The organism is Sorangium sp. So ce145 (assembly GCF_051525985.1).
GTDB classification, from domain to species: domain Bacteria; phylum Myxococcota_A; class Polyangia; order Polyangiales; family Polyangiaceae; genus Sorangium; species Sorangium cellulosum_B.
In genome coordinates this window covers 8,586,671-8,599,677 of the sequence record NZ_CP150315.1, presented here as the reverse complement: position 1 = coordinate 8,599,677, position 13,007 = coordinate 8,586,671, and the positions used below count along the sequence as shown (strand labels likewise).

Below are 13,007 nucleotides of genomic sequence, written 5' to 3'. Positions count from 1 at the left end.
GTTCAGGGGAAGATCTCCCGCTCACCATACACCGCCGCGAGCCGCTGCAGCGCCACCGCATACGCCGCGAGCCGCAGCGTGCACTTCTTCTGCCGCGCCATCTCGGTCACCTCGCGGTAGGCCCGCTTCATGGCCTTCTCGAGGCGGGAGTCGACCTCCTCGAGCGTCCATGTCTCCGAGCGCTTGTTCTGCACCCACTCGTAGTAGCTCACCGTGACGCCGCCCGAGTTGGCGAGGATGTCGGGCAGGATATGGATCCCGCGCTCCAGGAGGATCTTCTCCCCCTCGGGCGTGCACGGCCCGTTCGCGCCCTCTGCCACGAGGCGGACCTGCAGCCAGCCCGCCTCCTCCACGCCGACCTGGTTCTCCAGGGCCGCCGGGATGAAGATGTCCGCCTTGAGCCGGAAGAACTCCTCGCGGCTGATTGGCTTGCCGGCAGGGTAGCCCGCGATCGAGCGGTTCTTCTTCACGTAATCCTGCAGCTTGTGCGGATTGAACCCTTCCGGATTGTAGAGATACCCGGTGTGATCGCCGACCGCGACGGTCGAGGCGCCGAGCTTCGACAGGAGCACGGCCGTGTTCGAGCCGACGTTGCCGAAGCCCTGCACCAGCAGCGTCGCGCCGCCGAGGTTCACGTCGTTGTCCTCGGCCCACTCGGTGATGCAGTGGACGACGCCCTGGCCCGTCGCCTTCTCGCGACCGTACGTGCCGCCCGACGCCACCGGCTTGCCCGTCACGACGCCCTTCACCGCCTGCTTGAAGAGCTGGCCGACGGTGTTCATGTATGTGTCCATGGCCCAGGCCATGGTCTTCGCGTCGGTGCCCATGTCGGGAGCCGGGATGTCCGTCTCCGGGCCGATGTTTCCGCCGAGCGCATGGAAGAAGCGGCGGGTGATCCGCTGGAGCTCGGCGCGCGACACCTCGTTCGGGTTGAACTTGATTCCTCCCTTTCCGCCGCCGAGCGGCAGGTTCATGAGCGCGCACTTCCACGTCATCATCGCGGCCAGCGCCTTGAGGTCGTCGAGCGATACCGTCTCGTGATATCGAATGCCCCCCTTGAACGGCCCGAGGAGGTTGTTGTGCTGGATCCTGTAACCCTTGAAGAGCCGGATGCTGCCGTCATCCATCCGTACAGGGAAATTGACGATGATCTCGTTCTTCGGCTGGCTCAGGATCGTGGTGATGTAGCCCGGTACCTCGATCAGCCGGGCCGCCTCGTCGAGATAACCCTGGACGACTTTGAAGAACTCGTATTTGTGCCTGTGGCTCGGAACAGCAGGGACGCTCACAGGCGGAGTCGTGTTCTTGGTACTGAGTTGTTCTTCCATGGCTATGTAACTTTCTAGTGCGCCGGGCGCTTCCGTTCAACGTCGGGCGCAACCATGCGATGCGTCATCACGGTTCCGGACGGGCGGGGCGATGCGTCAGGCTGCCAGTGTGCGAGGAGGCGCCGCGTTGACGGCAGGAGAGCCGCGTCGGGGGCGAGGCTGCGGCGCGTGCGTGCGATGTGGGTGTCGCGCATCGATGGATGCGCGGTGTCGGGGCGGCGCACGGCGCGCCGCGCGCGACGCCGTTCAGGGCCTCGACCACAGGACATACAGATACGTGATGGTCCCGGTCACGAGCAGGGCATCGACGCGGTCGAGGATGCCGCCGTGGCCGGGCACGATCCCGCCAGAGTCCTTGATCCCGAAGGAGCGCTTGAACAGGGACTCCCCGAGGTCTCCCGCCTGACCGAGGCCGCCCGCGACGATCGCGAGCGCGAGCGCGTCCACGAGCGGCAGCGACCGGAGGAACCAGAAGTGAGCAAGGAGCGCGCCGATCACGGCGAAGAGCAGGCCGCCGAGCGCGCCCTCGACGGTCTTCTTCGGGCTCACGGCCTCGTAGAGCTTGCGCCGGCCGAGGAAGCGGCCTGCGAAATAGGCGCCGGTGTCGGAGAACCAGGAGAGCAGCATCGCCAGCACGACGAACGAGGGGCCGTCGGCGCCCCCGTCGCGGCGGAGGAGCGCCAGCGCGCCGAGCCCGCCGCCCACGTAGAGCGGGCCGAAGGTCATCGCCAGCACGCGCAGCGCCGCGGTGCGCATCTCGCCGAGGCGCACCAGCGTGACGAGCATCGCGACGAACGGGAGCAGGAAGATCAGCGCGAGGAGCGCGCCCGGCGAGCCGCTGAACCGCCAGATCACGCCGAGGACGGCGAGGGTGAGCGCGACGCCGATGGCCCGCGCGACGCGGTCGTCCGCGTGCGTCATCGCGAAGAGCTCGAGCGCGCCGATGGCGGAGGCGACCGCGACGAGCGCCGCCCAGCCCCAGCTCGGGCCGAGGTAGAGGAGCGAGAGGAGCAGGGGAGCGGCCACGAGCGCGGTGAGGACCCGCATCGTGAGGTTGGAAGCAGCCAATCTCAGACCCCCGTCCGTGAGCCGTCGTGGGACCCGTGCGAGGCCTGCGAGGCGGGCGCGGCGATCTCGCGCGCGCGCCACGGCCGCTCCGCGTCGAGCGCGCCCCGCGCGCTGGCCGGCTCCCCCCCGGCGCCGCCCTCCGCGTCGCGCGCGGGCGGCGGCGCGCCGTCGCGCCGCTGGTAGGCCGCGATGGCGGCGAACAGGTCGTCCTCGGTGAAGTCGGGCCACAGCCGCTCGGTGAACGACAGCTCGGCGTACGCGGCCCCGTAGAGCAGGAAGTTGGAGAGCCGCTGCTCGCCGCCGGTGCGGATGATGAGATCCGGCTCGCCGACGCTCAGGCTCGGCAGCCGCGCGGCGAGCAGCGCCCCGTCGATCGACTCCGGATCGAGCCTGCCCGCGACCGCCTCCATCGCGAGCTCGCGCGCCGCGGCGGCGATCTCCTCGCGCGCGCCGTAGGACAGCGCCAGCGCGAGCGTCATCTGGCGGTTCGTCGCGGACGCCTTCCGGAGCGGGTCGAGCACGTCGCGCACGCCCTCGGGGAGCCGGCTGATGTCGCCGATCGCGACCAGGCGGATGTCGTTCTCGAGGATCTCGCAGCGCTCGCTCATCAGGTACTCGCGCAGCAGCCCCATCAGCGCGTCGACCTCGTTCCGAGGCCGCGCCCAGTTCTGCTCGCTGAACGCGTACAGCGTCAGCGCCTCGACGCCGAGCCTCCGGCAGACGCGCACGATCCGCCGCACGGCGGCGCTGCCGGCCTTGTGCCCGGCCTCGCGCGGCTCGCCGCGCAGCTCCGCCCAGCGACCGTTGCCATCCATGATGATTCCGACGTGGCGCGGGAGATTTCTGGCTTCTACGAGGTTCATCGGCGGGGGCAGTTTCCTCTGTTGACTACCGACTGTCGACTGTTGAGTCTTCACGCCCATGAGCACAGGGGTTGGTCTCACGGTCACGCTGCGCGTCAGGATGGGCGCGCACGACGCACATTACGCGGGCGAGCTGTGCGATGGAGCGCGTATTCTCGCGCTCTTCGGCGACGTCGCCACCGAGCTCCTGATCCGTCTCGACGGCGACGAGGGGCTCTTCCGCGCGTACGAGGCGGTCGAGTTCCTCGCCCCGGTCCGAGCAGGCGACTTCATCGAGGCGACCGGGGTGGTCACCAAGGTCGGCGCCACGTCGCGCACGATGGCGTTCGAGGCGCGCAAGGTCGTCGCCAGCGTCCGCGAAGCCGGGGTGGCGCCCTCGGCGGCCGACGCGCTGGCCGAGCCGCTCATCGTCTGCCGGGCGCTCGGCACCTGCGTCGTCCCGAAGGAGCTCCAGCGTCGGCCGCGCCTCGTCCTGCCGGCGCTGTCGGCGCCGCCCCCGGACCACGCGCAGCTCCCGGAGCCGCGGCCGATCATCACGCCGCCCCCCCGGATCCTTGTCACGCCGCCGCAGAGCGCCCTCATCCTGACGGCCGCGATCGTCGGCGCGGAGACGACCCGGGCGCAGACGCCGCACCTCCCCATCACGGCGCGCGAGCTCGCCGAGGAGGCCGCCCGCTGCCGCGACGCGGGCGCCTCGGTGGTCCACCTGCACGTCAGGAACCCGGACGGATCGCCGAGCCAGTCGCGGGCGCTGTTCGCCGAGGCGATCGCCGCGATCAACGAGAAGACGGACGTCATCGTCCAGACGTCGACCGGGGGGGCCGTCGGGATGGGCGTCGACGAGCGCGCCCAGCCGCTGCTCTGCAGCCCCGAGATGGCCACCCTGAACTGCGGCACGATCAACTTCGGCGACGGGATCTTCGACAACACCCGGCCCCTCATCCGGGACATGGCGGCCCGGATCCGCGCCGGGGGGAGCGTCGCCGAGCTCGAGTGCTATGAGGTCGGCCATATCCATGAAGCGCTCAGCCTTGTCGCCGAGGGGCTCCTCGCGGAGCCGCTCCACTTCCAGTTCGTCCTGGGGGTGCCCGGCGGCATCGCGGCGCGCGAAGACGTGCTCCGGTTCATGATCACCCAGATCCCGCAAGGCGCCACCTGGGGCGTCGCCGCCGTCGGCCGCCACCAGCGCCCGATGACCGAGCTCGCCATGCAGCTCGGCGGGCACGCGCGGGTCGGGCTGGAGGACAACATCTACCTGGACAAGGGCGTGCTCGCCGAGGGGAGCGCGCCGCTCGTCGCGCGCGCCGCCGCCTTCGCGCGGAGCGTCGGCCGCGAGGTGGTCGAGCCGGACCGCGCGCGCCAGCTCCTCGGGATCCGCCCGCGCGCCGCGGCGGCCCAGGCCGGCGCGGCCTCCGGAGGGAGCGCGCGCGCGCAGGGATGACGGACCGACCGCTCTCGCCGTGGATCGATCACCTGCGCGGTCGGCTCCCGATCGCGCTCGGCGTCGCTCTCCTCGGGGCCGTCGCGCGGCTCTCGACCCCGCCCCCGCCTGCGCGGACCGCGGACGCCATCGCCGGGATGCTCGGGGAGGCGATCGACGGCGCCGTCAACCCGGACGACTTCGTCTGGGAGGAGCGCGGCGGGTTCTTCTCCGACGCGCTCCTGGGCCGCCGGGTGCTGTTCCTTGGCGTCCCGCACGTCCCGCGCGTCCCGGGTCCGGGCGCCGCGGAGCGCGGGCCCGACGCGGAGCGCGCGCCTGACGGGCGCGGCGCCGCCGACCTGTACCGGGCGCGCGTGCGGCTCACCCGCTCCGGCCGGCCGGTGAGCCTGGACGGCGTGCGCAACCTGACCGGGACGCCCCTCGGCGACGATCGCGGCCTCGTCGCCCGCGGCAGCCGCGTCGCGGTGACCACCACCGCCTTCGGCGTCGTGCAGGGGATCACGCAGCTCGATCTGGGCGGCGATGGGCGCGCGGGAGCGCGGCCCGCCGGCGAGCGGCTCCGCGCGGCGATCGACGGCTGGCTCGAGACCGGGAGCGTGGACGGCGCGTCGCGCACCGAGATCTCGTTCGACAACCCGCCCGCGTCCGCGCGGCTCGACCTCGTGGACGAGGGCCTGGTGATGGCGCTCGGGCCGGAGGCGGTCCCGGCGGCGCTCAACGCCGGCACCGGCGAGGTCGACACGGGCGGGCGTGATCCGTTCGTCGCCCGCGCGCACCACCTCCCGCGCCGCGTGCCCTCGCTCGGCGAGCTCGCCGGGCCGTCCGCCGAGCGCCTGCTCGGTCCGACGGCGGCGGCCGCGGTCGAGCGGCTCGCGCTCGCCGCGGAGCGCGCGGCGGCGAAGCTGCGCGCCGCGCCGGCCGCCGCGTACGTGACCCGCGGCCCCGCGTCTGCCGAGCCCGCGCCGGAGGGGTGGCCTTCGCTCTGGCCGCCGCCGCCGGTCGCGCCGGCGGTCGATCCCCCGCTCCCGGGGGAGGGCGCCTGGGTGCTGGTGGCTCCCTCGCTCCCGCGCGCGCTCCCCGGCGTCGAGGAGGATCCGCAGCGCCCCTCCAGCCCGTTCGCCGCGACGACCCTCCGGCCCGACCCGCGGCGGCCAGAGCTGCGCGTCCACCTGCTCGCGATCGACACGCGGCACATCCGGTTCACCTTGCAGGCGGGCTACGAGGCCCCCAGGCCGACCGTCGGCCCGCGCGGCACGGGGCAGCTCCCCCACGCGTCGACGCTCCGCGGCGCCATCGGCCTCGGCGCCTCCACGCCCGAGCCGGGCGCGCCCCACGCGGGGACGGAGGCGCTCGGCATGGTCGTCGGCGGCCGCGCGCTCGTGCCCCCGCGCGACGGCGCGGCGACGCTCGGGGTCGACCTCTCGGGCCGGCCGTACTTCGGCGCGTGGCCGTCCGGCGGGGACGTCGAGCGCGTCCCCTGGGCCCTCTGGCAGCGCCCGGCGGCGAGCCCCGGCGCGCCCCGCGCGGAGGGATCCACGCGCTTCCCCTGGGCGCTCTGGCAGGGCCCTTCGCTCTTCGAGGCGGGGAGCGCCGCGGCCCCGCTCGCCCTCCTCGCCGCCCCTCCCGCGGAGCGCGCCCCGGCCAGCGCGACGCTCTCGCCCGGCGACGGCGACGACCTCGTCGTCGAGCGCGCGGCGCTCTGCATGACCGATCGCGGCTTCGTGGTCCACGCGTGGGGCAGCGCCCTCGACGCGGCCGCGCTCCGGGCGGCGCTCGAGCGCGCCGGGTGCCTCGCCGGCGTCTCGCTGGGCAGGGCGCCGGACCCCCTCGGCGTCGCCTTCCTGAGCCCCCAGCAGGACGGCGTCTTGACCGCCGAGCGCCTCTCGCCCGCGATGTCGATCGCGCCGCCGGAGCACGCGGCGGCCGTGTCGCCGCGCCCCTTTCTCTTCTTCGAGTCGCGCTGGACGGACGCTCCCCCGGCGCCGGACCTGTCGCTGCCGGGCGAGAGCGTGGGGTGGGCCGCGGACGGCGGCGCGCAGCCGCCCCCGGCGTGGAGCCCGGCCGTGTACGCCGCCAACACCGTGCACCTCGGCGCGCAGGTCCGCGTCCACGCCTTCGCTCCGGACCGGTTCCTGTTCCGGCTCCGCGCCGGCTCGCGCGAGATCTCGCCGCGGAGCGCGCCGAAGCTCGACGCCGAGGTGCCGGCCGACGAGCGGCGGCAGGTCCTCGCGGCGATCGGCGTCGGCACCGGCCGGCGGCGGGGCCCGCGCGGGCTCGCCGTGGGCGGCACCGTCGGCCTTCGCTTCCGCGGCGAGGGGGGCTTGCTGCTGGTCCGGGAGGGCCGCGTCGAGATCCGCCCGGCGGGCGGCGCTCCGCTCGCGCCGGGCGCGGACGCGACCGAGCTGCCGCTCACCGCCGACGACGGCAGGCTGCGGCCGGAGGCGCGCGAGATCGGGACCATGCGCCGGCGCAGCGCTGCCTGCGTGCTCGACGACGGCACGCTGCTCGTGGCCACGACCACCTTCGACAGCGACGAGGCGACGACCGAGGCGCTGCTCGACCTCGGCTGCGCCCGCGTTGTCGCGCTCGATCGCGGCGCGCACCGCAACGCGTTCGTGCACCGGGCCTCCGGGGACCCCGCCCTCCAGCAGACCTACGAGGAGACCGCGCTCTTCGCGGTCGGCGTCGCGATGCCCGGCCGGGCGCGCCGGCTCGCCCCCTGAGCGCGGGCGGCGGTCAGGCGTGGGACAGCATGCCTCGCAGCATGCCGAGCGCGCGCGTGTGCAGCTGCGAGACGCGCGGCTCGCCGATCCCGAGCTCTGCGCCGATGTCCTTCAGCTTCGCCCCTTCGAAGTAGTACATGCCGATCACGCGCCGCTCCCGCTCCGGGAGCCGCGCGATCGCGAAGGACAGCGCCCGCCGGGTCGCCTGCGCCGAGATCGCCTCGATCGGGTCGTCTTCGCCGGACATGTGCGCCGACTCCTCGGTCGGGGTCACCTCGCTCAGGCTCACGAAGACCGTCGCGCCGCCGGCCCTGCTGGCGGCTTCCGCCTCGACCGCCTCGCGCGCTCGCCGCGAGAGCCAGTCCTGCGCGCGGAGCTCATCGACGATCGCGCCGCGGATCCGGAGCTTCGCGTAGCCGGCGAACGTCTCGCCATCGCTCCCGCCGTTCTTGCGGAGCGAGTCGACGAGCCCGAGCATCCCTGCGCTGAGCAGGTCGTCGCGCTGCACGTTGGGCGGCAGGTGGCGCGACACCTGCCGCACCAGCTTGCGGACGAGCGGGAAGTACCCCCGCAGCACCTCCGGGCGGAGCGGCGCGCACGTCGGCTCGCTGTCGCGCGGCCCGCCCGCGCAGGCCGCCTCGGTACAGCGCGGCGGGCTACACGGGCCGCCGTCCTGCGCGATGTCCGGCTCGCTGTTCGGCTCCAACAGCCGCCACGGACCCTCGTAGGTGCAGGCCGATGTGACCTCCACGGATTCCCAAATTTCGTGCGCGCACCTTGACGCGGCCTCCGCGGACTCCCAAAGCTCGCGCGAGAGCGACGACCCCGGATCCTGCACCGCGACGCTCGGCGCTCCATCGAGGCCGAGCGCAGAAGGCGCCTCGATCAGCGCGTGCTCACACGGAACGACCGGACACGTCGCGCCAAAGGCGACCGGCTGGACGAACCCGCCCCCGTCACAGCACGCGGGGAGCGACATGGAAGGAGCGAGCCCCTCCCGCTGCAGTCGGGTCGATTGCTGCACGTGAGGTGGATTGGTGCCACAACTCTCGCAGCGTGCAAGGCAGAGCCGTGCAATTGTGTCTGGTGCGGATGTTCAGTGTGTGGATTATAGCCAGCGGCCGGGACAGCTCACCTCTTCGCGGGCGAGGTTTCAGGAGCAGGGGTGGGTGAAACTGACCCCAGGACCTTCTCCTTCTCGCTGCCGCTGCGCGCCGTATCCGAGTTTGTCCCTGTAGTATTCATGGGTTGCGACTGAGTGGCACGGGGCTCGCCTGACCCATAGACCTCTTCTTCTGCGGACACGGGGACATCGCGCGCCGCTTCATCGGCCGCGACAGAACCCTTCGCTCCCGCGTAGCGCGGCGGCTCTCCAGGCCCCGAGTAATCCACCCAGTACACTTTATCTGATCTGACGTCCAGGTGAACGAACGTAGAGTTGGGATAATATCCGACACCTGCGTTGCGGAAACCTCGGCAGAAATCGCGGACCACGGTGTTGGGCACGCCCTCGACCATGAAATCGACGGCGCGACCGTGGTTGTGGTTGGAGTGCGGGGTGTACTGGGTGGGTGAGTAGGGGCGATAACCGCTGACGACGCGGAGGGGCCTGCCGCCGAAGTGGTCGCTCACCATGCCAATCAGCGTGGCGAGCCGCGGATCGATGGGAATCGAGGCGGTGGGGGACGCGCGCATCAGCCGGCTGAGCTTGGGGAGGGCCTTGGGCACGAGCCGCCCCTTCGGCGTGAGCAGCTGGACGTCCAGCCGCTCGGCGCCTCGCACCAGGCGGACCCACCCGGGGCGCTTGGGTCGCTGCGCATAGCGCTTGTTGGGCGGCATCGCCCCGTCCCTCTTCGTCGACCCCTTCCCCGGGGGACGGGCCCCGGCGTCGCGCTCCTTCGCGCTGGCGCCGCGGCTCCGCTCCCGCTCGTCGCGCAGCGCGGCGGCCCGGCCCTTGGCCCGCGCGGCGGGCTCACCCCGCTCCGGGATCACGAGGACGAGGCCCGGATGGATCCGCTGGCCGCGCTTGAGCCCGTTCGCCTCGCGGAGCGCGTCGACCGTGATGCGGTACCGCTTCGCGATCTTGCCGAGCGTCTGGCCCGCGTAGACCGTGTGCTGGCCGTCCTCGGCGACCGCCGTGCCGGGCGCGGCGCTCAGGAGAAAGGCCGCCGCGAGGGCGGCGAGCGCACATCGCAGCCGCGATGGCCGCGATGACGAAGAGGTGGGCTCCATCTCGGCCCCGGCGCGGGGGCCGAGGCCGCAGAAACGGGAGAACTCCGGATGCATGAGGGGACTCTGACCTGACGTCATCCGTGCCCGACGACCGAGCCCCGGACGGTGCTACCCTGGGCTGGCGCGCGCTCGCCGGCCCGAGCCGGCGGCGCCGCGCCGCATATCGAACTTCGATAGGCGGGCGGGAGGCGAGCGTAAAGCGGTTTTTTGCCCAGCGATCGTCGGTGGTGCGAAGCTTCGCCAGAAGCGACCAGAGGCGATCGCAGGGGATCGGGCGCCCGGGAGCCGGGCAACGCAGCCCGGGCTTCCCTTGCTTCACCACGGCGGGCGCGGAGCAGGACGGACGGGATGTCGGAAGGCAAGAACTTGATCGGGGTCGATATCGGATCGAGCGCGATCAAGATCGCTCAGATCAAGGAAGGCCGCAGGGGCTATGGCCTCGTGCGGCTCGGTTACGCGCCGCTCGCGCCGCAGGCCATCGTCGACGGCCACGTCATGAACGCGCAGGCCATCGTCGAGGCGCTCGGCCGGGCCTTCTCCGAGGCCAAGATCCGCCAGCGCGAGATCGCGCTCAGCATCAGCGGCCAGGCGGTCATCATCCGCAAGATCACGGTGCCGCTCATGACCGCCGCCGAGCTGGACGAGCAGATCCAGTGGGAGGCCGAGCAGCACATCCCCTTCGACATCAAGGACGTCCACGTCGACTACGAGGTGCTGCGCCGGCGCCCCGAGGCCGGGCAGATGGACCTCCTGCTCGTCGCCGCGAAGCGCGACGAGATCAACGACTACACCCAGATCGCCAGGACGGCGAAGCTCAAGCCCATGGTGGTCGACATCGACGCGTTCACCGTCCAGAACCTGTTCGAGGTGAACCGCGGCATCCCGCCGGACCAGACGTTCGCCATCATCAACGTCGGCGCGAGCCTCGCGTCGATCAACATCGTGTCGCGCGGCGCGAGCGCGTTCACCCGCGACATCGGCAACGGCGGCAACTACATCACCGAGCAGATCCAGCGGAAGCTCGGCATCAGCTTCGAGCAGGCCGAGGAGTTCAAGTGCGCCAGCGTGACCTCGGGGCCGGGCGGCGTGCCCGCGCAGGTCATCGAGACCATCGAGCAGGTGTGCGACTCGATCGCCGGGGAGATCCAGCGCTCGCTCGACTTCTTCCTGGCCACGAGCGGTGAGGGCGACATGCACCGCATCTACCTGACCGGCGGCTCGTCCAACCTGCCGGCGCTGCCCGCCGCGATCGGGCGGCGCGCCCGGGTGGCCGTCGAGCTGATCCAGCCGATGGAGCGCATCACCGTGGAAGCGAAGGAAGTCAACCAGGAGCTGCTCCGGCTCCGGGCGGCGCAGTTCTGCGTCTCGCTCGGGCTGGCGATGCGCAAGGACCGGGAGAAGCGCTCGTGATTCGCGTCAACCTTCTCCCGCAGCGGCGCGGCACGCGCGGGGCCGCGCCCCAGGCGAGCCAGCGGTGGCTGCTCGTCACGCTCGGCGTCGTGATCCTCGAGATCGTCGCCCTCTTCCTCTTCCACCAGACGAAGGTCGAGGAGCTCGACGAGCAGAACCGGAAGAACTCGCTGCTGCAGAGCCAGATCCAGGACATCCGCACGCTCGTGGCGAACCACGAGGAGATCAAGAAGGCGCTCGAGGTGCTGCGCGCGCGCGAGGACGCGATCGCGAAGCTCCAGGCCGCGCGCAGCGGGCCGACCGCGGTGCTCCTCGAGCTCGCGCAGCTGCTCACGAACGGCAAGGGGCCGACCGCCGATCCGGACAAGCTCGCGCAGCTCCGCAAGGAGAACCCGCTCGCCGTCTACAACCCGTCCTGGGACAGCCGCCGGCTGTGGCTCACGAGCTACGTCGAGTCCGAGCGGATCGTGCGCGTCGAGGGGCTCGCGCGCGACGGCACCGACGTCTACGAGCTCGCCCAGCGGCTGAAGCTGTCCTCGTACTTCTACGACGTGCAGCTGCTCCCGGGGAAGAAGGAGAACGAGAAGGCGTCGCGGCTCGAGCTCGTCTCGTTCGCGCTGCAGCTGAAGGTGAGGTACTGATGGCCACGAAGCCCATGCCCGCGCAGGCCGGCTCGGCGCTCGACCGGCTGCCGCCGCTCGCCAAGCTCGGCGTCGGCGCGCTCTTCGCGGCGCTCGTCGGCATCCTGTACTTCGTCGGCTTCTACGCCGACGTCGACTCGCAGATCGAGGGCGCCGTGCAGAAGCAGGGCGTGCTCCAGGCGGAGCTCACGAAGGCGCAGGCGTCCAAGGCCGCCTACCAGAAGGACCTCGACGAGAAGACCCGCCGCGAGCAGATGAGCCGCGAGCAGAAGAAGATCCTCCCGGACGAGTCCGAGACGCCGGCCTTCCTCTCCGCCATCCAGGGCGTCGCGACCGTCTCCGGCGTCAACCTGACGTCATGGAGCCCCACCGAGGAGATCCCGCAGGAGTTCTTCTCCAAGGTGCCGATGCAGCTCACGCTCTCCGGCAAGTTCCACCAGGTGGCGAAGTTCTTCCACGGCGTTGGGCAGCTCGATCGCATCATCAACCTCGAGGAGGTCCAGATCAAGGATCCGAAGGTCGTGGGGACCGACGTGGAGGTCAAGGTGGAGTGCCTCGCGACCGCGTTCCGCGCCGTGCGCGCCGGGGAGACCGCGACGAGCGGCGTGAAGCGCCGCAGCGGCGGAGGTGTCCGGTGAAGGCCGGCCGGATGATGCTGCTCGCCCTCGGGGCGACCACCGCCGCGGCCCTCGCGCTCGCGGGGTGCGAGGAGGAAGCGCCGGTGACCTCCTCCACCCGGCCACGCCCGCCCGGGGCGCAGGCCTCCGCCTCGCCGCCGCGCGCGTCCGCGGCCGGCGCCGGGTCCGCGGCCGCGGACGCCGGCGCGCCAGAGCTGCCGCCGCTGCCGCTCCGGGAGTTCCAGGAGGCCGACTTCTCCGAGAGCGACCGGAGCCGCGACCCGTTCCGGAGCTTCGAGTCGCTGTTCGCGACGCAGGCCCGGGGTCGGGTGACGATCCAGCGCCAGGTCCTCGTGGATCGCTTTGCGCTCGACGAGCTCAGGCTGGTCGGCGTCGTCTCGCGCGCGCCCGCCCGCGCGCTGCTCACCGATCCCACGGGGCTCGGGTGGGTGGTGAAGGTGGGCGATTTCGTCGGCAAGGCCGAGATCGTGCACGCGGGCGGCCCCACGGGCGTCGACGTGGCCGTCAACTGGCGCATCGATCGGATCCGCGACTCGGACGTCGTCTTCATCCGCGAGGACCCGTCGCACCCGGAGATCCCGCCGACCACGCGCGTGATCGCGCTGAGGCCGCTCGGCGAGGAGAGCGAGGCGGCCCTCGGCGGCCCGTGACCGCCACGAATTG

The 13,007-nt window shown here is 72.3% G+C and carries 11 protein-coding genes; 6 read left to right on the top strand and 5 right to left on the bottom strand.

The window, feature by feature from the left end; translation table 11 throughout:
- Positions 1 to 2 precede the first annotated feature (2 nt).
- The 3 genes from WMF34_RS31780 to uppS form a co-directional block, all read right to left on the bottom strand.
- On the bottom strand, positions 3 to 1,328 hold the full coding sequence (locus tag WMF34_RS31780; protein ID WP_012238816.1) for a Glu/Leu/Phe/Val family dehydrogenase: 1,326 nt from the start codon (positions 1,326 to 1,328) through the stop codon (positions 3 to 5).
- Positions 1,329 to 1,574: 246 nt separating this feature from the next.
- Positions 1,575 to 2,396 (bottom strand): phosphatidate cytidylyltransferase, encoded by an 822-nt coding sequence (locus WMF34_RS31775; protein WP_437990153.1) that lies wholly within the window; start codon positions 2,394 to 2,396, stop codon positions 1,575 to 1,577.
- A gap of 2 nt (positions 2,397 to 2,398) precedes the next feature.
- Positions 2,399 to 3,259, bottom strand: a complete 861-nt coding sequence (gene uppS, locus WMF34_RS31770; RefSeq protein ID WP_437990152.1) for a polyprenyl diphosphate synthase — start codon at positions 3,257 to 3,259, stop codon at positions 2,399 to 2,401.
- A gap of 58 nt (positions 3,260 to 3,317) precedes the next feature.
- Between uppS and WMF34_RS31765 the strand changes: the two genes are divergently transcribed.
- Together WMF34_RS31765 and WMF34_RS31760 are read left to right on the top strand one after the other, a co-directional pair.
- Complete coding sequence (locus WMF34_RS31765; protein WP_012238813.1) at positions 3,318 to 4,700, top strand: 3-keto-5-aminohexanoate cleavage protein; 1,383 nt, start codon at positions 3,318 to 3,320, stop codon at positions 4,698 to 4,700.
- Positions 4,697 to 7,423, top strand: a complete 2,727-nt coding sequence (locus tag WMF34_RS31760) for a hypothetical protein (RefSeq protein ID WP_437990151.1) — start codon at positions 4,697 to 4,699, stop codon at positions 7,421 to 7,423. The genes WMF34_RS31765 and WMF34_RS31760 overlap by 4 nt, the downstream gene beginning before the upstream one ends.
- A gap of 13 nt (positions 7,424 to 7,436) precedes the next feature.
- Here the strand turns inward: WMF34_RS31760 and WMF34_RS31755 are convergent, their stop codons facing one another.
- Together WMF34_RS31755 and WMF34_RS31750 are read right to left on the bottom strand one after the other, a co-directional pair.
- Positions 7,437 to 8,174, bottom strand: a complete 738-nt coding sequence (locus tag WMF34_RS31755) for a sigma-70 family RNA polymerase sigma factor (protein ID WP_437990150.1) — start codon at positions 8,172 to 8,174, stop codon at positions 7,437 to 7,439.
- A gap of 380 nt (positions 8,175 to 8,554) precedes the next feature.
- Complete coding sequence (locus tag WMF34_RS31750; RefSeq protein WP_437990149.1) at positions 8,555 to 9,709, bottom strand: DUF882 domain-containing protein; 1,155 nt, start codon at positions 9,707 to 9,709, stop codon at positions 8,555 to 8,557.
- Positions 9,710 to 10,003: 294 nt separating this feature from the next.
- Between WMF34_RS31750 and pilM the strand changes: the two genes are divergently transcribed.
- Genes pilM through WMF34_RS31730 form a run of 4 tightly spaced genes read left to right on the top strand, consistent with a single transcriptional unit; the run spans position 10,004 to position 12,994 of the window.
- Entirely contained in the window at positions 10,004 to 11,065 is a 1,062-nt protein-coding gene (gene pilM / locus WMF34_RS31745; RefSeq protein ID WP_012238809.1) for a type IV pilus assembly protein PilM, read from the top strand.
- Positions 11,062 to 11,706, top strand: a complete 645-nt coding sequence (locus WMF34_RS31740; protein WP_437990148.1) for a PilN domain-containing protein — start codon at positions 11,062 to 11,064, stop codon at positions 11,704 to 11,706. Before pilM ends, WMF34_RS31740 begins: the two co-directional genes overlap by 4 nt.
- Positions 11,706 to 12,344: a type 4a pilus biogenesis protein PilO gene (locus WMF34_RS31735; protein WP_012238807.1), complete on the top strand. Its 639-nt coding sequence runs from the start codon at positions 11,706 to 11,708 to the stop codon at positions 12,342 to 12,344. Before WMF34_RS31740 ends, WMF34_RS31735 begins: the two co-directional genes overlap by 1 nt.
- Complete coding sequence (locus WMF34_RS31730; RefSeq protein ID WP_437990147.1) at positions 12,341 to 12,994, top strand: pilus assembly protein PilP; 654 nt, start codon at positions 12,341 to 12,343, stop codon at positions 12,992 to 12,994. The genes WMF34_RS31735 and WMF34_RS31730 overlap by 4 nt, the downstream gene beginning before the upstream one ends.
- Positions 12,995 to 13,007: the final 13 nt, after the last annotated feature.